The organism is Belnapia sp. AC561 (genome assembly GCF_979252845.1).
This window is the reverse complement of the sequence record NZ_CEEDBP010000037.1, coordinates 42,039-65,758: the sequence shown is the minus strand read 5'-3', so window position 1 is coordinate 65,758 and position 23,720 is coordinate 42,039. Positions and strand designations below refer to the sequence as shown.

The 23,720-nt window shown below is 72.1% G+C and carries 20 protein-coding genes; 11 read left to right on the top strand and 9 right to left on the bottom strand.

The window, feature by feature from the left end; translation table 11 throughout:
• Window positions 1–102 precede the first annotated feature (102 nt).
• From AC0IW9_RS24160 to AC0IW9_RS24145, 4 genes are read right to left on the bottom strand one after another with little or no spacing between them, the layout of a single operon-like run.
• Complete coding sequence (locus AC0IW9_RS24160) at window positions 103–987, bottom strand: DMT family transporter (RefSeq protein ID WP_471650869.1); 885 nt, start codon at window positions 985–987, stop codon at window positions 103–105.
• Window positions 984–2,240 carry a M20/M25/M40 family metallo-hydrolase gene (locus AC0IW9_RS24155; protein ID WP_471650868.1) on the bottom strand — a complete coding sequence of 419 codons (1,257 nt, stop codon included), beginning with the start codon at window positions 2,238–2,240 and terminating at the stop codon, window positions 984–986. Before AC0IW9_RS24155 ends, AC0IW9_RS24160 begins: the two co-directional genes overlap by 4 nt.
• Window positions 2,237–3,502, bottom strand: a complete 1,266-nt coding sequence (locus AC0IW9_RS24150; protein WP_471650867.1) for a flavin monoamine oxidase family protein — start codon at window positions 3,500–3,502, stop codon at window positions 2,237–2,239. Before AC0IW9_RS24150 ends, AC0IW9_RS24155 begins: the two co-directional genes overlap by 4 nt.
• Window positions 3,502–4,548 (bottom strand): MBL fold metallo-hydrolase, encoded by a 1,047-nt coding sequence (locus AC0IW9_RS24145; protein WP_471650866.1) that lies wholly within the window; start codon window positions 4,546–4,548, stop codon window positions 3,502–3,504. The genes AC0IW9_RS24150 and AC0IW9_RS24145 overlap by 1 nt, the downstream gene beginning before the upstream one ends.
• An 88-nt stretch (window positions 4,549–4,636) precedes the next feature.
• On the opposite strand from AC0IW9_RS24145, the gene AC0IW9_RS24140 reads away from it, so the two are divergent.
• The 4 genes from AC0IW9_RS24140 to AC0IW9_RS24125 all read left to right on the top strand — a co-directional run bounded on the left by AC0IW9_RS24140 (window position 4,637) and on the right by AC0IW9_RS24125 (window position 9,593).
• Window positions 4,637–5,701 (top strand): hypothetical protein, encoded by a 1,065-nt coding sequence (locus AC0IW9_RS24140; protein ID WP_471650865.1) that lies wholly within the window; start codon window positions 4,637–4,639, stop codon window positions 5,699–5,701.
• Between the two features lie 96 nt (window positions 5,702–5,797).
• A complete protein-coding gene (locus AC0IW9_RS24135) occupies window positions 5,798–6,841 on the top strand; it encodes an ABC transporter substrate-binding protein (RefSeq protein WP_471650864.1) in 1,044 nt (347 codons plus the stop codon).
• Complete coding sequence (locus AC0IW9_RS24130) at window positions 6,784–7,872, top strand: ABC transporter ATP-binding protein (RefSeq protein WP_471650863.1); 1,089 nt, start codon at window positions 6,784–6,786, stop codon at window positions 7,870–7,872. The genes AC0IW9_RS24135 and AC0IW9_RS24130 overlap by 58 nt, the downstream gene beginning before the upstream one ends.
• Window positions 7,869–9,593 carry an ABC transporter permease subunit gene (locus AC0IW9_RS24125; RefSeq protein WP_471650862.1) on the top strand — a complete coding sequence of 575 codons (1,725 nt, stop codon included), beginning with the start codon at window positions 7,869–7,871 and terminating at the stop codon, window positions 9,591–9,593. Before AC0IW9_RS24130 ends, AC0IW9_RS24125 begins: the two co-directional genes overlap by 4 nt.
• On the opposite strand, the gene AC0IW9_RS24120 is transcribed toward AC0IW9_RS24125, so the two are convergent.
• Window positions 9,590–10,336 (bottom strand): aldolase, encoded by a 747-nt coding sequence (locus tag AC0IW9_RS24120; RefSeq protein WP_471650861.1) that lies wholly within the window; start codon window positions 10,334–10,336, stop codon window positions 9,590–9,592. The genes AC0IW9_RS24125 and AC0IW9_RS24120 overlap by 4 nt on opposite strands.
• Window positions 10,337–10,447: 111 nt before the next feature.
• Here AC0IW9_RS24120 and AC0IW9_RS24115 point away from each other — a divergent pair, with 111 nt between their 5' ends.
• From AC0IW9_RS24115 to AC0IW9_RS24100, 4 genes are all read left to right on the top strand, one after another.
• The gene (locus tag AC0IW9_RS24115) at window positions 10,448–11,824 is read left to right on the top strand and encodes an NtaA/DmoA family FMN-dependent monooxygenase (RefSeq protein WP_471650860.1); all 1,377 of its coding nucleotides are present in this window, start codon (window positions 10,448–10,450) and stop codon (window positions 11,822–11,824) included.
• Entirely contained in the window at window positions 11,821–13,158 is a 1,338-nt protein-coding gene (locus AC0IW9_RS24110) for an LLM class flavin-dependent oxidoreductase (protein ID WP_471650859.1), read from the top strand. The genes AC0IW9_RS24115 and AC0IW9_RS24110 overlap by 4 nt, the downstream gene beginning before the upstream one ends.
• Window positions 13,159–13,221: 63 nt before the next feature.
• Window positions 13,222–13,962, top strand: coding sequence for a metallophosphoesterase family protein (locus tag AC0IW9_RS24105; protein ID WP_471650858.1), 741 nt, complete (start codon window positions 13,222–13,224; stop codon window positions 13,960–13,962).
• Window positions 13,963–13,964: 2 nt separating this feature from the next.
• Window positions 13,965–15,374, top strand: coding sequence for a protein kinase domain-containing protein (locus AC0IW9_RS24100; RefSeq protein ID WP_471650857.1), 1,410 nt, complete (start codon window positions 13,965–13,967; stop codon window positions 15,372–15,374).
• 10 nt (window positions 15,375–15,384) lie between these two features.
• Here the strand turns inward: AC0IW9_RS24100 and AC0IW9_RS24095 are convergent, their stop codons facing one another.
• The 3 genes from AC0IW9_RS24095 to AC0IW9_RS24085 form a co-directional block, all read right to left on the bottom strand.
• On the bottom strand, window positions 15,385–16,155 hold the full coding sequence (locus tag AC0IW9_RS24095; protein WP_471650856.1) for an MORN repeat-containing protein: 771 nt from the start codon (window positions 16,153–16,155) through the stop codon (window positions 15,385–15,387).
• A 377-nt stretch (window positions 16,156–16,532) separates the two neighbouring features.
• Entirely contained in the window at window positions 16,533–18,431 is a 1,899-nt protein-coding gene (locus AC0IW9_RS24090) for a serine/threonine protein kinase (RefSeq protein ID WP_471650855.1), read from the bottom strand.
• A 325-nt stretch (window positions 18,432–18,756) separates the two neighbouring features.
• Window positions 18,757–20,007: an MFS transporter gene (locus AC0IW9_RS24085; RefSeq protein ID WP_471650854.1), complete on the bottom strand. Its 1,251-nt coding sequence runs from the start codon at window positions 20,005–20,007 to the stop codon at window positions 18,757–18,759.
• A gap of 144 nt (window positions 20,008–20,151) precedes the next feature.
• Here AC0IW9_RS24085 and AC0IW9_RS24080 point away from each other — a divergent pair, with 144 nt between their 5' ends.
• Complete coding sequence (locus tag AC0IW9_RS24080; RefSeq protein WP_471650853.1) at window positions 20,152–21,234, top strand: TauD/TfdA family dioxygenase; 1,083 nt, start codon at window positions 20,152–20,154, stop codon at window positions 21,232–21,234.
• Window positions 21,235–21,257: 23 nt separating this feature from the next.
• Window positions 21,258–22,238 carry a Bug family tripartite tricarboxylate transporter substrate binding protein gene (locus AC0IW9_RS24075; RefSeq protein ID WP_471650852.1) on the top strand — a complete coding sequence of 327 codons (981 nt, stop codon included), beginning with the start codon at window positions 21,258–21,260 and terminating at the stop codon, window positions 22,236–22,238.
• Between the two features lie 12 nt (window positions 22,239–22,250).
• Here the strand turns inward: AC0IW9_RS24075 and AC0IW9_RS24070 are convergent, their stop codons facing one another.
• Window positions 22,251–22,886, bottom strand: coding sequence for a histidine phosphatase family protein (locus tag AC0IW9_RS24070; RefSeq protein WP_471650851.1), 636 nt, complete (start codon window positions 22,884–22,886; stop codon window positions 22,251–22,253).
• Window positions 22,887–23,003: 117 nt separating this feature from the next.
• On the opposite strand from AC0IW9_RS24070, the gene AC0IW9_RS24065 reads away from it, so the two are divergent.
• A complete protein-coding gene (locus AC0IW9_RS24065; protein WP_471650850.1) occupies window positions 23,004–23,711 on the top strand; it encodes a substrate-binding domain-containing protein in 708 nt (235 codons plus the stop codon).
• The last annotated feature ends 9 nt before the right edge of the window (window positions 23,712–23,720 follow it).

Sequence of the window (23,720 nt, the reverse complement as noted above, 5' to 3'; positions counted from 1 at the left end):
GTTGGGTGGGGAAGGAAGGTTGGGGCGCTGCCCCAAGCCCGCCAGGGGACGGGCGTCCCCTGGACCGGCGGGGGGGATGCAGGGAAACGCAGGCCGGCCTGCCTACCCTGCCCGCCGCGCCTCCCGCCGCGCGATCCAGGTCGTACTGGCGAAGATGATGAGGCCGCCGATCCAGGTCGCCTCCCCCGGCACGTCGCCCCAGACCAGGAAGCCCATGATCGCGGCCCAGACGAGCTCGAGGAATTTGATCGGCTGGACGATGGACATGTCGGCCAGGCGGAAGGCGCGGGTCAGGCAGAGGTGGCCGGCGGTGCCGAGCATGCCGCTGAGGACGAAGAGCGCCCATTGCCACGGCGTCGGCCATTCCCAGTTAGGCAGCGCGAAGGGCAGGCTGAAGAGCGCGACGGTCAGCGATTGCCAGACGACGATGACATGCGGCGCATCCCGTTTCGTGAGCGCCTTGGTGATGAGGAAGGAGGCGGCGAACAGCGGCGCCGAGGACAGCATCACTAGCGAATAGGGCCCGCCGCCGCCGGTCAGGTTCGGCGAGACGACGACCAGCACGCCGGCGAAGCCGATCAGCGCGGCGATCCAGCGGGCCGGGACCATCCGCTCGCCGAGGAAGACCATGGCGCCGAGCATGATGAAGAGCGGCGTGGTGAAGCCCAGCGCCGTCATGTCGGCCAGCGGCACGTGCGGGACGGCGATGAACCAGAGCAGCAGCCCGCCGGTATGCACGGCGCCGCGCCAGAGCTGGCCCAGCACCGCATGCGGCCGGTAGGCGGCGAGGCCGGCGCGCCAGATGAAGGGCAGCATGACGACGACGCCGAAGCTGTAGCGCAGGAAGCCGGTGACGAAGGGGTCGAGCTGCTGCGCCAGGATCCTCAGCAGCCCGTTCAGCAGGATGAAGAGCACGCCGCAGGCCAGCATCCAGAGGATGGCGCGGGTGGTGTCGCTGGCCCCGGCGATGCGCCGCCAGACGATCACGCGGCGAGGAAATCCAGCGCGGTCAGCGCATGCACCCGGGCGACCTGCACGAGTTCGTCGATGAGGGCGTATTCGTCGGCGGCGCCCATGGCATTGGGCGTCGGGCCATAGACGATGGTCGGCAGCCCGGCCATGCGGAACAGCCGCGCATCGGAGCCGCCGACCCGCATGTTGACGGCGCAGGGGGCGCCGAGCACCTCGGCCGCGGCGGCGGCGGCGCGCCGGACGAGTTCGTGGCCCGGGTCGGTGAAGCTCGGCTCGAAGCGGCGGAGGATGCGGTGGGTGACGCCCTCGATCGGCGCCAGCGCCGCGGCGAGCGCCGCCTCGGCCGTCGCGCAGGAGATGCCGATGGGCAGGCGGATATCGGCGCCGGCGCGGGCGCTGGCGGGCATGAGGTTGAGCGAGGTGCCGCCCTCGATCCGGCCGATGTTGACGGTGACGTTTGAGAGGGTCTCCGACTCGCCGGCCCCCGACAGCGGTTCGGAGATCGGCTTGGCCGCGGCGATGGCGGCGGTGACGGCGGCGGGGCTATCCGGGCGCAGCGCGCGCAGGCCGCGGATGGCGTCGAGCGCGGCGCAGAGCCGGTCCACCGCGTTGATGCCGAGGTGGACATGGGCGCCGTGGCTCGCCTTGCCCACGGCCTCGACCTCAACCCACAGAAAACCCTTCTCGCCGAAGCGCAGCACGCGCGGGCTGCCGGCATCGCCGATGATGACCGCATCGCCTCTGGCATGCGGGATATTCTCCAGCAGCCATTGGGTGCCGAGCGGGCCCATGGATTCCTCGTCGCCGGCCAAGGTCAGCACCGCCTCGCCGCGCCAGAGGCCGGGGTGTTCGGCCAGCAGGGCGAGGGCCACGATGGAGGCGGCGATGCCGCCCTTCATGTCGGTGGTGCCTCGGCCATAGAGCCGCCCGTCGCGGACCAGGCCGCCGAGCGGCGGGACGGTCCAGGGCAGCGCCTCGTTCACCGGATAGGTGTCGAGGTGGCCGTTGAGGATGACGCGCCGCCCTGGGGACGATCCGGGGGCATGGCCGTGGACGCGGGCGACGAGGTTGGTGACGCTGTCGGAGGTCGCGTGCAGCGTCACCTCGGCGGTCGGGATCGCCTGGCGGATCAGCGCGGCGGCGGCCTCGGCGCAGGCGCGGGTGTCGCCGGGCGGGTTGGGGGATGGGACGGCGACCAGCGCCTGGGCGATGGCGACGAGGCGGTCGCGGCAGGCGGCGGCCTGGGCGGCGAAAAGAGAGCGGGTCATTCCAGCACTGTGCCAGCAAGCGTCGCCGCCGTCGCCTCCGCCGCGGCGATGCCGCTGGCCCAGGCGCCGCCGACGGTGCCGGCATAGCGGGTATGGCAAGCCTCGCCGGCGAAGCGGAGGCGGCCCCCGGCCAGCGCCGCCTCGGCCAGCACGCGGCGGGCACCGGCATGGCCGACGCGGGCATAGGTATAGGCGCCGAGAAACAGGGGACTCTCGCCCCAGTCGGTGACCACGGCGGGATGGGGGAAGGCGCGGGCCACGGCCTCGGCGCCGAAGAAGCGGGCGAGGTCGGCGCGGGCCGCGGCCTCGGCGGCGGCGGGGCCGCGGCGGGACAACTCCCAGGCAAGGTCGCCGCCGATGAAGCCGATGGCCTGGTCGCGGCCGAAGGGGGCGATCATCCAGGACAGCGGGCGGTCCGCCGGGTCCTGCACTTGGCGGCCGAGGCGGGCGAAGGGCGGCAGGCCCAACCCGGTGCCGCGGAAGGCGATCTTCGAGAGCAGCGCCATCGGCAGGCCGGCGATGGCGGCCGCGACGGCGGGGGGCAGGCCGGGCTCGAAGGCGATGCGGCCGGCGGCCAGGACGCCGGTGGAGACGGTGACGATGGCGGCGCGGGCCTCGACCGGGCCGGCCGACGTTTCCACCGTGATGGTGCGGCCGGCGCGGATGCGCCGGACCGGCGCGCGGAGGCGGATCGGCAGGCCCTCGGCCAGCCGGGCGACCAGGGTGCCGAAGCCCTCGGCCAGCTGCGGGTTCTCGCCGTCGAGGCCGGTATCGATGTAGTCGCGCAGGCTGTTCCGGTCCGGCTCCACGCCGCAGATGATGCTGCCGAGCCAGTGGGAGGCGGTGGCGGCCCAGGGCCCGTCCTGCGGCACCGCGGCGGCGATGGGGATGTCGGGGCCGGGCTCGGCCGCGCGGGCCTCGGCGGCCTCCTTCCAGGCGTCGCAGGCGGCGTCGTGGGCGCGGCGTTCCTCAGGCGTGGCGCGGCGGTCGCCGACCAGCAGGATCTCGCGCTGGCGCCGCGGCCCGTCGTAGCGGGTGAAGCCGAGGGCGGCGGCGAGCGGGGTCATCGGGTTGTGCTCGGCGACGTGCACCCAGGAGGCGCCGTGGTCGAAGGGGGTGCCGAGGCTGGTGCTCTCGGTGAAGGCGCGGCCGCCGACGCGGGCGCCGGCCTCCAGCACTAGGCAGGTCAGGCCGAGCGCGCCGCAGCGCCGGGCGGCGGCGATCCCCGCGGCCCCTGCCCCGACGATGACGACGTCGAGCATCAGGCCGCCCGGAAGCGACGCACCTCGCCGGGTTCCACCAGCAGCCGGCCCTGGCGCTGCAGCCGGCGGAGATGCGCCAGGGTCTCGCCCACGGTGAAGCCGATCTGGCCCATCTCCCCGGCGGCACGGGGAAAGAGCACCTGGGCGGCCTCGAAGGCGGTCAGCGGCTCGCGGCAGGCCTCGGCCAGGGTGTCCAGGCGTTCGGCGTGGTGGCCGGCGAGCGTCTCGAGCCGGCGATGCAGGGTGCGGAAGGGCTCGCCATGGCTGGGCAGCACCAGCGTATCCTCCGGCAGGGCCAGGAAGCGCTCGTTGCTGGCGAGGAAGTCGCCGAGCGGATCGGCCTCGGGCTCGCCCGGATGCAGGCCGATGTAGGGCGAGATGCGCGGCAGGATCTGGTCGGCGGAGATCAGCACGCCGCGCTCGGCGTTATACAGCGTCGCCATGTCCGGCGAATGGCCGGCCCCGGTCATCACCCGCCATTCGCTGCCGCCGATGGTGACGGACCGGCCATCCTTCAGCGCGTGGAAGCTGCGCGGCAGCTCCCCGACCGAGCGCTGGTAGAGGGCGCCGCGGCCCTCGACGAATGAGAGGTAGTCGGCCGGGCAGCCGGCGCGGGTATAGTGGCCGATCTGCTGCGCCATCATGTCCGGCCCGCTGTCGTACCAGAGGGCGCGGGCCATCAGCCACTCGATGCGGGTCATCATCGGGAAGATCCCGAAGCGCTCGCAGAGCCAGCCGGTCAGGCCGATGTGGTCGGGGTGGAAGTGGGTGACCAGCAGCGCCGTCAGCGGCCGGCCGCCCAGTTCCGGCCGGGCCAGCAGCTCGTCCCAAAGGGCGCGGGTGGTGCGGCCGGCGATGGCGGTATCGACCGCGAGCCAGCCGCCGTCGTGCTCCAGGAACCAGATGTTCACATGGCCCGGGGCGAAGGGCAGCGGCATGCGGGCGCGCAGCAGGCCGGGCTGGATCTGGCGGATCTCGCCGGGCGGCGGGGCCTCGGGGGCCAGCGGGCGCGGGACGTAGGGCGGCGGCGGGGTCTGGTCCGGCATGGCGGAAGCTTAGGGCGGGGCGGAAGGGCTTGTCGATGCGCCGGGCCCGCATGGGGGCTATGCTGGGTGGGGCCTCAAGGAAACGCGCATGACCGGAACCATCCTGCTGTTCGGCACCGGGGCCTTCGCCGGACGGATCGCCTGCGACATCGGCGCGACGGCGCGGGCCCCGGTGACGGTGGTGATCGCCGGGCGCAACCGGGCGCGGCTCGACTGGCTGGTGACGGCGGGCAATGCCCGGGCGGCGGTCTTCGGCACCGCGGCCCGCTTCCTCGGCGTGGGATGCGACCTGCTGCAGCCGGGGGCGGCGGCGCCGGTGCTGGCGGCGCACGAGCCGCAGGTCGTGGTGCAGGCGGCCTCGGTGCAGACCTCCGCCGTCATCGCCGCCGGGGATGGCTGGGCCCGGCTGGTGGCCGAGGGCGGGCTGAGCGCGACGGCGGTGTTCCAGGCGCTGCTCTCGGTGCGGGTGGCCCAGGCGATGCGCGAGGAATGCCCGGGCGCGGCCTTCGTGAATTGCTGCTTCCCGGACGTGGTGAACGGGATGATCGCGGCGCTCGGCCTGCCGGTCGCCTGCGGCGTGGGCAATATCGGCATCCTCTCGGGGGCCTTCGCCGGGGTGCTGGGGATGCCCGTCGCCGTGCTGGCGCATTACCAGACCATCGGCGCCTTCCGCCGCCCGGCCGCCGAGCGCGCCGGCCTGCCGCTGCCGCGCGTCTGGCTGGAGGGCGTGGAGGTGGCGGATGTCGCGGCGCGCTTCGCCGGGGTGAAGCTGACGGCCGAACCGGCGATCGAGATCTCCGGCGCGGCCGGGGTGCCGATGCTGGTGGCGATGGCGACGGGCGGTGCGGCGCGCGGGCATGCGCCGGGGCCGCTCGGGCTGCCGGGGGGCTATCCGGTGCGGTGGGAGGGTGGCGCCATGCAGCTCGACCTGCCGCCGGGCCTGGGCGAGGCCGAGGCGATCGGCTGGAACGCCGGCTTCGAGGCGGCGAACGGGCTGGTGGTCGGGCCGGATGGGCAGGTGCGCTACACCGGACTGCTGCACGAGAGGCTGCGCGCGCTGAGCCCCGACTTGGCCGAGGGCTTCGCCATGCGCGACCTGGAAGCGGTGCACACCGCCATGGCGGCGTTGCGCGGACGGTTGCAGGCTTCCTGAGCAAGCGGCTTCGGTGCCAGGATGCACCGATTGGCGCCACATCCCATCTGGCGCGAATCCTGCAGGACCGGTGGGACAAGAACGGGGATCGGGACGATGGATCGAAGGACATTGCTGCGGGCCGGGGCGCTGGGCCTGGCCGCACCGGCGTTGATCTCGGAGCGAAGCTTCTCGCAGGTCCGCAACATCACCGTCGCCGATCCCGGCGGCCCCTTCGGCGAGGCCTATGGCAAGGCCTTCTACAAGCCCTTCGAGGCGGCGACCGGGGTGAAGGTCACCAATGTCGCCCGCCCGGCCGAGCCGACCGCGCAATTCCGCGCCATGGTGGAGACCAAGTCCTTCACCTGGGATGCCTCCATCCTGACCACCGCGGCGCGCGACATCCTGGCCAAGCAGAACCTGCTGGACCCGATCGGCTTCACCGCCGCCGAGGTGCCGGGGATCATGCCCGAAGGCATCACCCCGCTCTGGCTCGGCACCGATGTCTATGCCGCGGTGCTGGCGGTGCGGACCGACAAGCTGGGCGGGCCGGTGCCGACCTCCTGGGCGGACATGTGGAACGTGCAGGGCTTCCCCGGGCGGCGGGCGCTGCGCAAGGACCCGATCGACACGCTGGAGGAGGCGCTGCTGGCCGATGGGGTGGCGAAGGAGAGCCTCTATCCGCTCGACCTCGACCGCGCCTTCCGCAGCCTCGACCGGATCAAGCCGCATGTCGCGGCCTGGTGGACCGGCGGGGCGCAGGCGACGCAGATGCTGCAATCCGGCGAGGTGGCGATGATCCCGACCTGGAACGGCCGGGTGCAGCCGGTGATCGACAGCGGCGCGCCGGCCAAGATCATCTGGAACCAGGGGCTCTACGGCATCGAGGGCTGGGGCATCCCGCGCGGCTCGCCCAAGGCGGATACGGTGCGGCAGTTCATCCGCTTCTGCGCCGATCCGCAGCGGCAGGCGGCCTATACCGACAGCCTCGCCTATGGCCCGACCAACCTGAAGGCCTATGAGCATATCCCCGAGGCGCGGGCCAAGCTGCTGCCGACGCATCCCGACAACCTGGCGGTGATGCGGATCGCCGACGATAGCTGGTGGAGCGCCAACCGGGCGGCGGCAACGGAACGCTTCAACGCCTGGGTGCTCCGCTGAGCCAGGTGAAATTGCGGATCGACGGCATCGCCAAGCGGTACGGGCCTGTCGTCGCGCTGGAGCCGGTCTCGCTGGAGGTGCGGACCGGCGAGCTGATGACCATCCTGGGGCCCTCGGGCTCCGGCAAGACCACGCTGCTGCAGGTGATCTGCGGGCTGGTGGAGCCGGATGGCGGGCGGCTGTTCATCGATGGGCATGACCGCACGGCGATGCCGGTGCATCAGCGCGACATCGGGCTGGTCTTCCAGAACTACGCGCTCTTCCCGCACCTGACCGTCGGGGAGAACATCGGCTTCCCGCTGAAGATGCGGGGGCGGCCGGCGGCCGAGGTCCGGGAGAGGGTCGCGGCGGCACTGGCGATGGTGCAGCTCGGCCACCTCGCGGCGCGCTACCCGCGCGAGCTTTCGGGCGGGCAGCAGCAGCGCGTGGCCCTCGCCCGCTGCTTCGTCTACCAGCCGGCGATCATCCTGATGGATGAGCCGCTGGGCGCGCTCGACCGGCAGCTGCGCGAGCACATGCAGATCGAGATCAAGAAGCTGCACCGGGAGACCGGCGCGACCATCGTCTACGTCACCCACGACCAGGAGGAGGCCCTGGCGCTGTCCGACCGGATCTGCCTGATGAACCACGCGCGGATCGAGCAAGTGGGCACGCCCCAGGAGATCTACGCGCATCCACGGACCGCCTTCACCGCCAGCTTCATCGGCACCTCGACGCTGCTGCGCGGCGACGTCGAGGGGGATGCGCTGGCGACGCCGCTGGGCCGCTTCGCCCTGCCGGCGGAGCGAGTGGCGGGCAAGGCGGCGCTGGTAATCCGGCCGGAGCACCTGCGCCTCGGCGCGGGGGAGAATACCATCGCGGGCGTGGTGTCCGAGACGGTCTATGCCGGGGCGAAGACGCGGCTGCTGTTCGCGCTGGCGGATGGCACGACGGCGGTGCTGCGGCTGCCGACGGGGACGGCGGCGCCGCCGATCGGCGCCGCGGTGCAGGCGCATTGGGCGACGGATTCGGCCGTGCTGGTGCCGCTGTGAGGCGGCTCGGGCCGGCGCTCTATGCGCTGCCGGGACTCGCCTTCCTGGCGGTCTTCTTCCTCTATCCCGTCGTGCAGCTGCTGGCGCTGAGCCTGCGGGTCGAGGGCACCGGCGAATTCACCCTGCAGCATTTCCAGCATGCGCTCGGGACCGAGGTCTATGTCCGGGTGCTGGGCATCACCTTTACCATCGCCGCGCAGACGACCTTGGGCGCGCTGCTGCTCGGCTATCCCCTGGCGCATTGGCTGGCGCGGCTGCCGGAGGCCAGGCGCGGGTGGCTGGTGATGCTCGTCATGATCCCGTTCTGGACCAGCTATCTGGTGAAGACCTTCGCCTGGATGATCACCCTCGACCAGAACGGGGTGATGAACCGGCTGCTGCTGGGCGGCGGGATCGTGGATGCGCCGCTCGAGGTGCTGCATGGGCGGATCGGCGTCATGGTCGGCATGGTGCATGCGATGCTGCCGCTGGCGGTGCTGACCATGCTGCCGGTGATGGTGGGGATCGACCGGCAGCTGCCGCGCGCCGCCGGGACTCTGGGCGCGCCGCCGGGGCAGGTCTTCTGGCGGGTGCATTTCCACCTTTCGCTGCCCGGCGTAGCGGCGGCGGGGCTGCTGGTCTTCATCACCTCGCTCGGCTTCTTCATCACCCCGGCCCTGCTGGGCGGGCCGCGCGATACGATGCTGGCGCAGCTCGTCATCTCCCAGGTGACGGAGATGATGAACTGGAGCTTCGCCGGAGCGCTGGCGGTGATGATGCTGGCGGCGGCGCTGGTCACCACCTGGGTCTATGACCGGCTGTTCGGGCTCTCGACCGTCTCCGGCCAGGCGAGCGGCGCGCCGCGGCGGGGGCAGGAGGCGCTGCGGGCGGTCGGCGTGGCCATCCTCTCCGCCCTGGCGGCGGTGCATGTGGCGGTGGGCGCCGTCATGGCGCGGCTGGTCGGGCGGCGGGCGTTGGGCTGGCTGCTGCCGGCGCATGCGGCTGTCGTGCTGCTGTTCCTCGGGGCGCCGACCCTGGTGGTGATCCCGATGGGCTTCACCGATAGCAATTTCCTCGGCTTCCCCCCGCCGGGCTACAGCCTCCGCTGGTTCGAGGTCTATTTCGGCTCGGAGCTCTGGCTCGGCGCCACGGTGCGGTCCTTCGTGGTGGCTTTCGGCACCGCCTGCCTCGCGGTGGTGCTGGGGGGCTTCGCGGCGCTGGCCCTGGCGCGGTCCGAGAGCCGCTGGCGGGGGGCGATGTTCGCGCTGTTCCTGGCGCCGATGATCGTGCCGCGCATCGTGGTGGCGCTGGGGCTGTTCTACCTCTTCGCGCAGATGGGGCTGGTGGCGACGGAGGCGGGGCTGGTGCTCGGCCATACCGTGCTGGCGCTGCCCTTCACCTTTGTCACGGTGGCGGCGGTGCTGAAGGGCTACGACTGGCGGCTGGACCAGGCGGCGGCGACGCTTGGCGCGACGCGGGTGAAGGTGCTGCTGCAGATCACCGTGCCGCTGCTGAAGGGCGGGCTGGTGGCGGCCTTCCTCTTTGCCTTCATCACGTCGTTCGACGACCTGACGGTCGCCTTGTTCGTCAGCGGTGGCGTGACGACCACCCTGCCGAAGCAGATGTGGGACGACATGATCCTGCAGCTCAACCCGACGCTCGCCGCCGTCTCCGTGGTGGTCTTCGTGCTGGTGACGGCGCTGCTGGTGACGGCGGAAAGGCTGCGGAAGCCTGCCGGCTAGGCCGAGTAGGCGGGCTCCTCCTCGTCGAGGATCCCGCGGATCGCCGAGAGGAAGTGGACGGCATTCTCGTGCCGGGTGGAGAAGTGGGCGAGCTTCGCCGCGGTCGCATCCGGGATCTTCAGCAGCGGCCGGCCGGTGGACATGGCGAGGACCTGCACCTGACAGGCGCGCTCCAGGTAGTAGAGGTCGTCGAAGGCATCGGCGATGCTCTCGCCGGCGACGACGACGCCGTGGTTGCCGAGGAAGAGCACGCGCTTGTCGCCCATCATGCGCGACATCCGGGTGCCCTCGTCCATGTCCGAGGCGAAGCCATTGAAGGCGTCGTCATAGGCGACCAGCCCGTAGAAACGCCCGGCATTCTGGTGGCACATCTCGAGCCGCCCGCCCTCGATGCAGGTGAGCGCCGTGGCATAGGGCATGTGGGTATGCAGGATGACCTTGTGCCCGGTCATCCGATGCATCGGCACATGGATATTGGTGCCGGTGGTGGCGGGACGCCCCTCTCCCTCGATGGTATTGCCGCTATCGTCGATGACCAGCAGCTCGCTCGCCCGGGCCTTGGCCCAATGGGTGCGGTGGGCGTTGATGAGGAAGCGGTCGGGCGCCAGCATGACCGAGAAGTGGTTGCAGACGCCTTCATGGAAGCCGAGCCGGGCAGCCCAGCGCAGCGCCGCCGAGAGGTCCACCCGGGCTTCCTGCCACGCCGCCCGGTTGCTGCCTGCCATCGGAAGGGTCATCGCCATGCCTCCATGCTGGGCAAAGCCTGTCAGGCGGGTTCTGCCGGGTCAAGCAATGCGGCTTCCCGCGCGGTCGCGGCGGGGGCATAGTCCGCGGGTGACAGAAGGCGGCCCGCCATGACGAATCCCCGGCCCCAGATGAAGCTCGGCCTTTCCATCGCCAGCGCGGGTTACCACTATTCCGCCTGGCGGCTGCCGGATGTCTCGGCGCTGAGCGGCATGGACATCAACCACCACATCAAGGGCGCGGCCATCGCCGAGCGCGGCAAGATGGACTTCGTCTTCATGGCCGACTGGGCCTCGGTGATGAACGTCACCGATACGCGCATCGCCCGCGACAAGGAACATGCCCAGGTCAAGCTGGACCCGGTGCTGGCCTGCGCCGCGGTCGCGGCGGTGACGACGCATGTGGGCTTGGTCCCGACGGCATCGACCACCTACAACCACCCCTATAATTTCGCCCGGCGCATGGCCAGCATCGACCATATCAGCAATGGCCGCATGGGCTGGAACATGGTGACCAGCACCAATATCGACGAAGCCATGAACTTCGGCCTCGACGGGCCGATCGACAGCGACACGCGGCATTCCCGCGCCGCCGAATTCGTGGAGGTCCTGCGCGGGCTCTGGGACAGCTGGGACGACGACGCCTTCCTCCGCGACAAGGCGAGCGGGCAGTATTTCGACCGCGAGAAATTCCACTGGCTCGACCATGCCGGCGAGCATTTCAAGGTGCGCGGCCCGCTCGACACGGCGCGGCCCCCGCAGGGCTGGCTGCCGATCATCACCGCCGGCGCCTCGTCCAATGCGCAGGACCTGGCGGCGCGGTCGGCGGATATCTGCTACGGCGGGCAGCCGAGCTTCGAGATGGCGCGGCGCTACTATGCCTCGGTCAAGGGGCGGCTGGGCAAGTTCGGCCGGACCGAGGCCGACCTGCTGATGATGCCGGGCATCATGTGCTACATCGGCGAGACCCAGCGCGAGGCGCAGGCGAAATTCGACGCGATCCAGGATGTGATGAACATCGAGGTCGGCATCGGCCAGCTCCTCCTCAACCATTTCCCCGACCTGACCGGCTACCCCTTGGACGAACCGGTGCCGGAGCTGATGATGCGGACCGACAACCTCGGCTCCGCCCGGCTGGCGGGGCGGGAGCCGGAGATGACCATCGCGCTGATGAATCGGGCGCGGGAGGAGAAGCTGACGCTCCGCCAGTTGTTCGACGTGGCGATGTGCGGCTTCTGGAGCCTCGGCGTCATCGGCACGCCGAAGTCCATCGCCGACATGATGGAGCAGTGGTTCCACGAGGGCGCCGCCGACGGGTTCATGGTGCAGCCGCCCTATATGCCCGGCGCGGCGGAGGATTTCGTCGACTTGGTGATCCCGGAATTGCAGCGACGCGGGCTGTTCCGCACCGAATACGAGGCGACCACCTTGCGCGGCCACCTCGGCATCGGCCGGCCGGCAGGACGCTACCAGGGAGCCGCGGCATGAGCCGGGGGACGATGAGCCTCGGGCTCTCGATCGCCAACCTCGGCTACCACTACGCCGCCTGGCGGCACCCGGACATGCCGGCCGGCGGCAACATGGATTTCCGCCACTACGTCCATTGCGCGAAGCTCGCCGAGCAGGGCGGCTTCGATGCCATCTTCCTGGCCGACAGCGCCGCGGTGCGCGACCTCGACAACCCCGCCATCGCCCGGGAGATGGAGCACCAGATCGTCAAGCACGAGCCGGTGGCACTGCTGGCGGCGCTCAGCGCGGTGACGAAGAATGTGGGCCTCGTGCCCACCGTGTCCGCCACCTACAACGACCCCTTCAACCTGACGCGCTGGCTGGCCACGCTCGACCACATGAGCGGCGGCCGGGCGGGGGCCAACCTCGTCACCGGCTTCTCGATCGACGAGGCGCGGAATTTCGGCCTGGACGCGGTGCTCGGCTCCGACCACCGGCATGAGCGGGCGATCGAATTCGTCGAGGTCATGAAGGGCCTCGAGGATAGCTGGGACGACGACGCCTTCCCGCGCGACAAGGCGACGGGGCAGTTCTGGGACCGGGCGAAGCTGCACTACCTCAACCACGTCGGGAAGCACTTCAAGATCCGCGGGCCGCTCGACGTGGCGCGGCCGCCGCAGGGGCACCTGCCGATCTTCACCGCGGGCGACAGCGACAACGCGATGGAATTCTCGGCCCGCTGCGGCGACGTGGTCTATGGCGGCCAGCCGGATATCGAGGGCGCGCGGGCCTATTACAGCGCCATCAAGGGGCGGCTGGCGAAATACGGCCGCACGCCGGACCAGGTGAAGATGATGCCGGGGATCATGCCCTTCGTCGGCCGCACGAAGCAGGAGGCGCAGGACAAGTTCGACCGGATGCAGGCGCTGATCGAGCCGAAGCTCGGGCTCGGCCTGCTGGCGGTGAACAACTTCCCCGACTACCGCGGCCATGACCTCGACGGGCCGGTGCCGGATATCGCCCCGACGCCGGGGCGCAAGAGCTTCTTCTCCGGCCCGCTGATGGACAAGGTCCGGCGGGAGGGGATGACCATCCGGCAGTTGTACGAGGCGGTCTCGGGCGGCTTCTGGCACCTGGGCGTGGTCGGGACGCCGGCGATGGTCGTCGACGTGATGGAGGAATGGTTCACCACCGGCGCGGCGGATGGCTTCAACATCCAGGGCCCCTGCATCCCGGTCGATACCGAGGATTTCGTCGCGCTGGTGATCCCGGAGCTGCGGCGGCGCGGGCTGCGGCCGGCGGGCTACGACGGCTCCGACCTCCGCACCCGCCTGGGGCTGCCGCCGGCGCCGAGCCGCTACCGGCAGGCCTGATCCGGCGCAAGGCATCGGCGGGCATTCCATGCTCAACTCCCGGCAAAGCGGGAGGATGAGGCGATGCGCATCGCGCTGTTGAGCGACATCCACGGCAACCGCCAGGCGCTGGAGGCCTGCCTCGCCCATGCGGCGGGTCAGGCGGCGGAGCGGCTGGTCTTCCTGGGCGACCTGGTCGGCTATGGCGCGGACCCCGAATGGGTAGTGGAGCGGGTGGCGGCGGAGGTCGGGCGCGGGGCGCTCGCCCTGCTCGGCAACCATGACGAAGCGGTGCTGACCGGCGGCGGCGACCTGAACCGGGCGGCGGCGGCGGCGGTCGACTGGACCCGCGGGCGGCTGGATGCGGCGGCGCTGGCCTTCCTGCGCGGCCTGCCCCTGGTGGCCGAGGAGGAGGACCGGCTCTATGTCCATGCCGATGCCTCGGCGCCCGATGCCTGGCACTACGTGCTGGATGCGGATGCGGCGCTGCGCAGCCTGGAGGCGACGACGCAGCGGCTGACCTTCTGCGGCCATACCCACCTGCCTCGCCTGTTCGGGATCACCGCCGCCTCCAAGCTGATGTCCTTCCAGCCGGTGGCCGGGGTGCCGGTGCCGCTGCGGCGGCCGCGCCACTGGCTGGCGGTGCTGGGCGCGGTGGGGCAGCCGCGGGACGGCAACCCGGCCGCCTGCTACGGCATCTTCGACACCGGGAGCCAGGAGATGTCCTGGCAGCGGGTGCCCTACGACGTGGAGGCGGCGGCGGGGGCGATCCGCGCCGCCGGGCTGCCGGACATGCTGGCGACGCGGCTCTACGGCGGGCGCTGAGCATGGTGCGGCCGCGGCTCGATGCCGGCAGCACGCTGGACGGCTTCATCCTGGGCGAGGTCGTGCACCACGGCAGCATGGCCCTGCTGTGGTCGGTGACGCATCCCGACCATCCCGGCCCGCTCCTGATGAAGCTGCCGCGGCTCTTCGAGGGCGAGGACCCCGCCGCCATCGTCAGCTTCGAGATGGAGCAGATGATCCTGCCGCGGCTGACCGGGCCGCATGTACCAAAGGTCGTCGCGCTCGGCGACTTCACCGGCCAGCCCTATATCGTCATGGAGCGGGTGCCGGGGGCGTCGCTCTATGGCCGGCTGGCCTCGCTGCCGCTTCCGGTCGAGGAGGTGGTGGCGATCGGCATCGCGGTGGCGGAGGCGCTGGATGCGCTGCACCGCCAGCATGTGGTGCATCTGGACCTCAAGCCCTCCAACATCATCCTGCGGCCGGACGGCGTCGCGGTGCTGGTCGATTTCGGCCTCTCCCGCCATGCCCAGCTACCGGATCTGATGGAGGAGGAGTTCCGCCTGCCCTACGGCACCGCGCCCTACATGGCGCCGGAGCAGGTGGAGCGGATCCGCGACGAGCCGGCGAGCGACCTGTTTGCCCTCGGCGCGATGCTGGCCTTCTTCACCACCGGCGTGCGGCCCTTCGGCGATCCGCAGCGGCTGTCGGGCCTGCGGCGGCGGCTCTGGCGGGACCCGGTGCCGCCGCGCGCGCTGCGGCCGGACTGCCCGCCCTGGCTGCAGGAGGTGATCCTGCGCTGCCTCGAGGTCGAGCCGGGCCGGCGGCCGGCGAGCGCGGCGCAGCTCGCCTTCGACCTGCGCCACCCGGGGCAGGTCGCGCTGACGGCGCGGGCGGCGAAGCTGACGCGGGACGGCTGGGGCGCGGTGCTGCGGCGGCGCTTCAACCCCGCCTTCCGGCCGCAGCTCCGCCGGCCCGGCCCGGCCGAGGCGCTGGCGGCGGCGCCGATCATCGCGGTCGCCGTCGACGTGGCGGCGCAGCCGGCGGCGCTGGCGGAGGCGCTGCGGGTGACGGTCGGGCATGTGCTGGCGACGGTGCCGGGGGCGCGGCTCGCGTGTCTGAACGTGCTGCGGCAGAACCGCATCGTGCTGGACCAGAGCCTGGATGCCGAGGGGCACAACAAGCACGTGCAGCGGCTGGCGGAGCTGCGGCACTGGGCGGCGCCGCTCGACCTGCCGCCGGAGCGGGTGACCTTCCACGTGCTGGAGGCGATCGGGCCGGCGGAGGCGCTGCTCGACTACGTCCGGCAGAATCCGGTGGACCATGTGGTGCTGGGCGCGCGGGGGAAGACGCTGCGGCGGAAGCTGCTGGGCAGCGTCTCGGCGGAGGTGGCGGAGAAGGCGCCCTGCACGGTGACGGTGGTCAGGGCGGGGCAGCGCGGCGTGCCGGGATAGCGCCCGCCGTTCAGCAGGGTCCCGGCCCGGGCAGAACGCGATAGGTGCGGCCCTCGGTGATGAAGCAGCCGCCGACCACCCGGCCCTCCTGCGGCTTGGCGCCGGGCGGGATCATGGTGCCGTAGCCGCTTGGCAGGTCGTCGGCGAATTGGCCGATGTAGCGGCTGCCGGTCCGGTAGGTCTCGGAGCCCTCGCCGTTGCGCTTGTCGTTGCGCCATTCGCCCTCGTACAGGCCGCCGGACCAATGCATGGTGCCGCGGCCGCTGCGCTGGTCGTCCCGCCACTCGCCCTCGTAGCGGTCGCCGCCCAGGTAGATCTGGGTGCCCTGGCCGTTGCGCTTGTCGTTGCGCCACTGGCCGCTGTAGACGCCGAAGCCGTCCTGCTGGCGGCCCTCGCCGGAACGCTGGCCATTCACCCAATTGCCGTCATAGTCCGGGCCGCGCGGCCAGGTGCGGGTGCCGCGGCCATGCGGCAGGGTATTGCGCAGCGCCCCGGTATAGGTGCTGGCGTCGCCGTAGCGGATGGTGCCGGTGCTGGCCTGCCCGGCGGTGAAGTCGGCGGTCAGATAGGCGCCGCCGGCCAGGGCGATGGTGGCCGGGCCCTCGACCTTGCCGTCGGCGAAGCGGCCCTGGGTCAGGCTGACCACATCGGGCCCGATCCGGCGCAGCAGCTCGCCCTGGCCGCTCGCCATGCCGTTGCGGCAGGCGCCGGTCCACTCGACCGTCTCGTTGGGGCGGAGGTCCGGGGCCCAGACGCTGCAGCGCGACCGCGCATCGGCCACCAGGCCGCGGGCGGGCGGCTCGGCCGGGGCTTCCTCGGTCGCGGGGGCGGCTGCGGGGGGCCGCTGGGACGACGCGCGGGACGCGCCGCGCGGCGTTTCGCCGGGTAGCGGGGAGCGCGGGGCGGCATCGGCCGGAGGCCGTGCGGCTGTGTCGGCCGGAGGCCGTGGGATTCCATCGGCCGGAGGCCGTGGGACCGTATCTGCCGGCGGCCGTGGGGCTGCATCCGCGGGCGGCCGTGGCGCCGGGCGGCGGGCGGGCGGCGCCGGGGGGGCCGGCGCATCGTCGTCGAGGGTCACCGCGGCCCGGGCCGGGGCGCCCGCCATCGGGAGAAGCAGGCAGAGGCCCAGGGCAAGGGCCGCCGCCGGCGGGTGCCGCCTCATGGGCCGGCCACCGTATGGACCAGCACGGCCCGCGCCGCGACGCGGCCGCCGGCCCGGGCATCGCGCAGGGCGCCATGCAGGGCGATGTTGAATTCCTCCAGCCTTTCGCTGCGGCGGCGTTGCGGGAAGAGCGGCGCCTCCGAGGCGACGATGATCAGCATGTCGACGCCGAAGGGGGCCGTCGCCACCCAGCGCCCGGCCTCGCCGAAGGGTGCGCTGGTGCCGGGCTGCAGGGGCGCGCCGGCCTGGACGAGGTGCCCGACCTCCCCCGTGGCGGTGACATAGGCGACGTGGAGCCGGGCCGCCCAGGCGGGGGTGGCGATGGTGAAGCGCAGCGGCTGGCCGCCGCGCAGCGGATTGGGACTGGTGAAGGCGAAGCCGGGCGCCTCGTCGCCGAGGGCCGCCACCGGGCGGATGAGGTCCAGGGTCTCGCAATAGGGCGCGGTGAAGCTGTCCACCGAGAGCCGCACCGCGGCCGGCGGGACGCCACGGGCCGCGATGCCGCGCTGCAGTGCCTCGGCCTCGCTGGCGAGGGCGAGGCCGGAGACGGTCAGCAGGCGGCCGGACTGGCCGACCTGGAGCAGGCTGCAGGGCAAGGCGCGGAGATCCGTGGCGAGGGCGGCGAGGTCGGGTGGCGCGGCGGGAGGTGCCGCGGGACGCGGCGCGACGGGCGGCGGCGCCGGCTGCAGCTCGGCCGCCGGCGGCGGGGCCGGGGCGGGCTGCGGCGCGGCGGGAGGTGGGATGGCGAGAGGTGGGGCGGCGGGCGGCGGCGCAGCCTGCGGGAGGCCGGGCGGCGCCGGCGGGACCGCCGCGGCGGGCGGCCTGGCCTCGGCGACCCGGCCGGCATCGGGGCGCGGGTCGCGCGTCAGCAGGATGCCGCCCACCACGGCCAGGGCGAGGACGGCCCCGGCACCGGCGAGGAGCGGCAGCCGGCTGCGGGGCCTGGCGGGCCGGCTTCGCGGCGGCCGCGCATGGACCACGGTGCCGTCATCGGCCGTCAGGCGCGGGCCGCCCGCGGCGGCGGGGCTGCGGGCGGCTTCCGCCACGACCGGGCCGGGGCCATCCGCCGCCTGGCGCAGGGCCGCGGCGAAATCCGCGGCCGAGGCGAAGCGATCCACGGGCAGCTTGGCCATCGCCCGGGCGACGACGGCATCGAAGGCGACCATCCCGGTGGCCATGCCGGCCCCGGACCGCATCCGCGAGGGCGGCATCGGCTCGGTATAGAGCGCCTTCTGCATGATCGAGGTGATGCCGCCGCCGAAGGGCTTCTCCCCGGTCAGCAACTGGTAGAGCACCACGCCCGCGGCCCAGATGTCGGCGCGCTGGTCGACGACCTCGCCGCGCAATTGCTCGGGCGCCATGTAGGCCGGCGTGCCGATCATGGTGCCGACATGGGTCATCGAGGAATTCTCGAGCCGGGCGATGCCGAAATCGGCGATCTTCACCACGCCGCTCGGGGTCAGCATGATGTTCGCCGGCTTGATGTCGCGGTGGACGACGCCCTTGGCATGGGAATAGCCGAGGCCTTCGAGCAGCTGCGTCATGATCGACACGATCTGGCCGATCGGCAGGCGCTCGCCGCCGTCGAGCCGGTTCTTCAGCGAGCCGCCATCGACGAGCTCCATGACGATCCATGCCTCCTGGGCATTCTCGCCATAGTCGAAGACCGCCACGATATTGGGGTGGCCGAGGCCGCCGGCGGCGCGGGCGCCGCGGCGGAAGCGGGCGATGGCCTCGGCGGTTTCCGGGTCGTCGGCCGGCGGCAGGGTGACGACCTTGACCGCGACGCGGCGCTCGATGAGCTGGTCGAAGGCCTCGTAGACGATGGTGCCGGCGCCGGTGCCGAGGGTGCCCCGGCGCTGGTAGCGCCCGGCGATCTCGACCTGACCGCTCATGCCGCCTTGCCGCGCAGGTGCGGGCCTGCGGCGCGGTGGGTGGCGGGCAGCGGCCGGGCGGGTCGCGTCGGGTCGGGCGGGCTGCGTCGGTGCGTCATGGTGTGCCGGTTCAATACGGAAGCAGCCTGCCCGCTGGCCAAAGTCCCGGCAAGCCTGCGGCGCCGTTTCCGCTGGAACTGCTGCAAGTGTTACTGAACCGGTGCCGCACCGCGCAGAAGCGCCGCCGTATTCGCCGGCGAAAACGACTTGGGCTGGAACATTGACCCGGCCGTATTGCGATTTTGGTTGGTAAGACAGTCCTTCGTTGGAATCGATCAACGAAAGATCAGGCGGGTGCCTCGGCCACCGTGCCGGCGGGCGGCCGGCTTTCCTTCCGCAGCAGCCAGAAGGCGAAGGACCCGGCGACATAGGCGGCGATGGAGCAGAGGAAGGCGACCCGGTAGCTGCCGGAGATGTCGAAGATCAGCCCCGCCGCCCAGGAGCCGATGGCCGCCCCCAGCCCCGAGCCGATGGTGATGACGCCGAGGATGGTGCCGAGCCGCGGACCGGGAAACAGGTCGGCCGTCTTGGCGGTGATGGCCGGGCCGCGGGCGCCCCAGGTCAGGCCGAAGAAGCAGCCATGCAACCAGAGCAGCAGGTGATGCTCCGGCCCGGTGATGAGCAGCGCGCAGATGACGCCGATGATGGAGATGCCATAGGCAAGCAGCGCCGAATTCTCCCGCCCGATATGATCCGAGAGAGTGCCGGTGAGGATGACCCCGGGCAGCGCCAGGAAGCTGCCCATGCCGAGCACGCCGGCGGCATAGAGCGGGTCGAAGCCGACATCGACGGCGAAGGCGATCTGGTGGAGCGAGACCAGGAAGCTGCCGATGCTGGTGAACATGTAGACGATGAACAGCAGCCAGAACTGCCGGGTGCGGATGGCCTCGGCGAGCGTCCAGTGGCGCACCGCGGCGGCGCCGGGCGCGGGCGCCGGGGCGGCCGGGGTGCGGCGGAAGAAGCCGGCCAGGGGCAGGATCAGCACCGCCATCAGCGCGCCCTCGAACAGGTAGGCGCTGCGCCAGCCGAAGCCGGTGATGAGCATCTGGCTGGTGGGCGCCGAGACGGCGCGGCCGAAGGCATTGGCCGATTGCAGCACCGAGATCGCCATGCCGCGCTGGCGGACGAAGAGGCGGGAGATCAGCGGCACGAAGACCAGCAGGCCGAGGCAATTGGCGCCGATGGTCATCACCACGCCGTACAGGAAGACGACCTGCCACAGCGCATCGGCATAGGCGCTGCCGAACAGGCCGATGGCCAGCAGGCTGCCGCCGAGCAGCACGCAGCGCCGGGCGCCGATGCGGTCCACCAGGCTGCCGATGAGCGGCGAGCTGGCGCCGCCGACGAGCTGGCCGACCGAATAGGCGAGCGAGGATTCCGCGCGGGTCCAGCCGAAGTCGGCGACGAAGGCCAGCAGGAAGACGGTGTAGGAATGCATCAGGCTGGCGCCGACCGTGAAGGCCAGGAAGGCGCCGCCGAGCATCAGCCAGGCCTGGCGCGAAGGTCCTGGGCGGGAGGGCTTCTGCGATTGCCCCATGGACGCTTGCCCTGGGGAAGGCCCGCTGCTGGATGATGCCATGCGGCCATGCTGCGGGCGCGGCGGCGGGTGGTCAATCGGCTGTCCAACCTGCCTCGACAAGCCCGGCCGGGGCCGCCATCCTCCGCTCAGGAGGAAGCACGCATGATCCAACCCGTCGCCACCGCGGCCGATTGGCGCGCCCGCGATCTCGAGGCCTCAGGGCGCTGGCTGCGGCGGCTGACCGCGGCGGAGATCGCCGACCTGCAGGCGGGCTTCGCCCGGCTCAAGGCCGGCGGCAAGCCGATGCTCGAGATCACCCGGGACGACATGCCGCTGGGCGCCTTCGCCGCCGTGCTGGCCGAGGCGGCCGAGGAGCTGGAAACGGGAAGCGGCATCCGCACCCTGCGCGGCCTGCCGGTGAATGAATATTCCGTCGAGGATGCGCGGCTGCTGTTCTGGGCGATCGGCACGCATCTCGGCGTGGCGCGGCCGCAGGGCAAGGCGAGCCAGCTGATGTCCGACGTGCGCGACGCCGGCGGCAGCTACCGCGGTGCCGGCGGGCGCGGCTACAACACCAATGCCGAGCTCGACTTCCATACCGACGGCAGCGACATCGTCGGGCTGCTCTGCCTCAAGACGGCGCGCAGCGGCGGGCTGAGCCGGCTGGCGAGTTCCGTCGCCATCCACAACGCGCTGCTGGCGACGCGGCCGGAGCTGGTCGAGACGCTCTACGGCCTGTTCCCGCATAGCCGGCAGAAGGAGGAGGCGGCGGACGAGACGCCGACCTACCTCGCCCCGGTATACAGCCTGGCCGAGGGGCATTTCGCCAGCCGCTACATCCGCAACCACATCCGCTCGACCCAGCTCATCGAGGGCGAGCCGCGGCTGACCGAGCGCCAGCATGCGGCGCTGGACGCGATCCAGGAGATGGCGAGCTCGGAGGAGTTCTGCTTCTCGATGTGGCTGGAGCCGGGCGACCTGCAGCTGGTGAACAACCACGTCGCCATCCATTCCCGCACCCATTACGAGGATTTCGAGGAGCCGGAGCGGAAGCGCCACCTGCTGCGGCTCTGGCTGGCGGTGCCGCAGGGGCGGCCGCTCTGCGCGGGCCTCGCCGGGGTCTACAAATCCGCGGCGCCGGGCAGCGTGCGCGGCGGCTTCAAGGGCCAGGGCGTGACGCCCGAGATGACGGCCTGGCAGGCGCGGGCGGCGGCCTCGCTCGGGATGCGCGATACGCCCTACTGATCCGATCTGGGGAGGCAAGAAGAATGGCCAGCACAAGGCGCGCGGCATTCGGGGCGATCGCGGCGGCGGCGGTCGCCACGCGGGCGAAGGCCCAGCCCGGGGGCCAGCCCATCTGGCCCAACCGGCCGGTCACCATCGTGGTGCCCTATGCCCCCGGCGGCGGCACTGACATCTTCGCCCGCGCCCTGGCCGAGGGCATGCGGGAGGCGATCGGCCAGACCGTGGTGGTGGAGAACCGGGCCGGGGCCAATGGCGTGGTCGGCGCCGAATTCGTCCAGCGCTCGCCGCCTGATGGGCACATGCTGATGGTGGCGACCGGCGCGCATGTCATCAACCGGTACTCCATGCCGAGCATCCCCTTCGACCCGGTGAAGGATTTCACCCCGGTCTCCATGCTCTCCGGCTTCCCGCTGGTGCTCGCGGCCAATGCCCGGCTGCCCTACGGCGATATCGCCGGGCTGATCGCCGCGGCCAAGGCGCGGCCGGGGACCATCACCTTCAGCTCCACCGAGGCGGCCACCAGCTATGCCGGCAATTCCTTCGCCCGGCAGGCGGGCATCTCGCTGATCGAGGTGCCCTATCGCGGCAGCGGGCCGCAGCTCAACGACCTGCTGGCGGGGCATGTGCCGCTCGGCGTGACCAGCACGGTCGCGGTGCTGCAGCATGTGGCGGCCGGGACGGTGAAGGTGCTGGCGGTGACCTCCACGAAGCGGTCCGCGCTGCTGCCGCAGGTGCCGACCATGGCCGAGGCGGGGCTGCCGGACTACGAGTACAACGGCTGGTACGGCATGTATGGCCCGCCGAGCGTGCCGGCGCCGGTGGTCCAGCGGATCTTCGCGGCGGTGCAGGCCTCGCTCGCCAAGCCGGCGATCGGCCAGCGGCTGCAGGAGCTGGGGGCGGATCTGGCGACCCTCGGCCCGGCGGAATTCGCGCCCTACCTGGAGCGCGACAACAGGCGCTGGGCGGAGGCGGCGGCGGCGGGGCTGATCACGGTCGCCAATTAGATCTGGGGCGAACTAGCCGCAGCCGTGGAAGCCGCCGCCCGGCACCGGGGCCAGGGCGAGGATGCCGAGCAGCAGCGGGGCGGGCCCGGGCTGCAGCACCAGGGCGGCGCCCTCCGGGAAGGCGGCACCGGAGACCGCCTCGCCGAGCAGCATGATGGCCGGGGTGCGATGGCCGACCAGCACCCGGTTGGTGCCCGCCGGCACCGGCGCGGCGAAGAGGCGGCGGTGCTCGGCGAGCACCCAGGCGAGGCGGTCCCCGGCATAGTCATCCGCCAGCAGGCCATCGGTGACGGCGACGCGATCCGCCCCGAAGGCCAGTTCCGCCGTGTCCCGGGCGCGGAAGACCGGGCCGGCCAGGACCGGCAGGGCGATGGGGATGCCGGCCGCCGCCAGCGCGGCCCCGAGGCGCGCGGCCTGGTCCCGCCCGGCGGGCGAGAGGTTGCGCTGGCCGGGGCGGTCGCCGATTCGGAAGCTGCGGTCGCAGGGCTCCCCGCGGGTATCGGCATGGCGGAAGAACAGCACCAGGCCGCCGGCACGGAGGCGCTCCAGCGTGGCCTCTGGCGCTGCCGCCCGGGCGTCGGGGGCGAGGACGAGCACCCCCAGCAGGGTACGGCGTTCTAGACGAATGCTGGATTCGAGAGGGTACATGACTGAGATTTAGCAGGCAGGCATGACAGCAACAGTGTAGACCCCTTGGGTCGATACTACCCTGCGTTGTGGAGCCATGGAATGCGGCGATTGTTGCGGGTCTTTGGATTTCTGCTTTTGGCTGCCTGCAATGCCTCCCATGCCGCCGAGCTCCAGATCCTCAGTGCCGGGGCCATGGAGCCGGGATTGGAAGCGGCGGTCCAGGCCTTCCGCAGCGCCTCCTCCCAGGGAGTCCGCATCCGCTATGCGACGGCGCCGCGGCTGCGGGAGGTGCTGTCCGGCGTCGACGTGCCGGATGTGCTGATCGCCCCCCCTGCCCTGCTGGCGGAGCTGAAGTCCGAGGGCAAGCTGGTGGGCCAGACCGTGCCGCTGGGCCGGGTCGGCGTCGGCATGGCGGTGCGGCCGGGGGCAACGGTGCCGGTGGTGGAGGATGCGGAAGGGCTGCGCCGGGCGGTGACCCAGGCGCAGACGCTGGTCTTCAACCGGGCCTCGACCGGGCTCTACGTCGACCGGCTGCTGGAGCAGATCGGCGTCGCCGCGGCGGTGGCCGGCAAGGTGCGGCGCTATGCGACCGGGGCGGATGTGATGGACCACCTGCTGCGCGGCTCGGGCGACGAGCTGGGCTTCGGCGCCATCACCGAAATCCGCATGGTGCGGGAGCTGCGCTACGTCGGGCCGCTGCCGGCGGAGCTGCAATCCTACACGACCTATGCGGCGGCGCTGCTGCCGGATGGGCCGGCGGCGGCCGAGGCGCTGCTGCGCTGGCTGTCCGGCAGCGAGGCGCGGGCGACCTTCGACGCGGCGGGGATCGAGCCGCCGCGCTGAGCGGGATGG

What these genes read in the sequence shown, in the direction of transcription:
- AC0IW9_RS24085 (WP_471650854.1), bottom strand. Translation starts at nt 20,007, where the DNA reads ATGGGGCAATCGCAGAAGCCCTCCCGCCCAGGACCTTCGCGCCAGGCC.
- AC0IW9_RS24090 (WP_471650855.1), bottom strand. Translation starts at nt 18,431, where the DNA reads ATGAGCGGTCAGGTCGAGATCGCCGGGCGCTACCAGCGCCGGGGCACC.
- AC0IW9_RS24070 (WP_471650851.1), bottom strand. Translation starts at nt 22,886, where the DNA reads ATGTACCCTCTCGAATCCAGCATTCGTCTAGAACGCCGTACCCTGCTG.
- AC0IW9_RS24075 (WP_471650852.1), top strand. Translation starts at nt 21,258, where the DNA reads ATGGCCAGCACAAGGCGCGCGGCATTCGGGGCGATCGCGGCGGCGGCG.
- AC0IW9_RS24155 (WP_471650868.1), bottom strand. Translation starts at nt 2,240, where the DNA reads ATGACCCGCTCTCTTTTCGCCGCCCAGGCCGCCGCCTGCCGCGACCGC.
- AC0IW9_RS24120 (WP_471650861.1), bottom strand. Translation starts at nt 10,336, where the DNA reads ATGGCGATGACCCTTCCGATGGCAGGCAGCAACCGGGCGGCGTGGCAG.
- AC0IW9_RS24145 (WP_471650866.1), bottom strand. Translation starts at nt 4,548, where the DNA reads ATGCCGGACCAGACCCCGCCGCCGCCCTACGTCCCGCGCCCGCTGGCC.
- AC0IW9_RS24150 (WP_471650867.1), bottom strand. Translation starts at nt 3,502, where the DNA reads ATGCTCGACGTCGTCATCGTCGGGGCAGGGGCCGCGGGGATCGCCGCC.
- AC0IW9_RS24080 (WP_471650853.1), top strand. Translation starts at nt 20,152, where the DNA reads ATGATCCAACCCGTCGCCACCGCGGCCGATTGGCGCGCCCGCGATCTC.
- AC0IW9_RS24135 (WP_471650864.1), top strand. Translation starts at nt 5,798, where the DNA reads ATGGATCGAAGGACATTGCTGCGGGCCGGGGCGCTGGGCCTGGCCGCA.
- AC0IW9_RS24105 (WP_471650858.1), top strand. Translation starts at nt 13,222, where the DNA reads ATGCGCATCGCGCTGTTGAGCGACATCCACGGCAACCGCCAGGCGCTG.
- AC0IW9_RS24100 (WP_471650857.1), top strand. Translation starts at nt 13,965, where the DNA reads ATGGTGCGGCCGCGGCTCGATGCCGGCAGCACGCTGGACGGCTTCATC.
- AC0IW9_RS24115 (WP_471650860.1), top strand. Translation starts at nt 10,448, where the DNA reads ATGACGAATCCCCGGCCCCAGATGAAGCTCGGCCTTTCCATCGCCAGC.
- AC0IW9_RS24110 (WP_471650859.1), top strand. Translation starts at nt 11,821, where the DNA reads ATGAGCCGGGGGACGATGAGCCTCGGGCTCTCGATCGCCAACCTCGGC.
- AC0IW9_RS24140 (WP_471650865.1), top strand. Translation starts at nt 4,637, where the DNA reads ATGACCGGAACCATCCTGCTGTTCGGCACCGGGGCCTTCGCCGGACGG.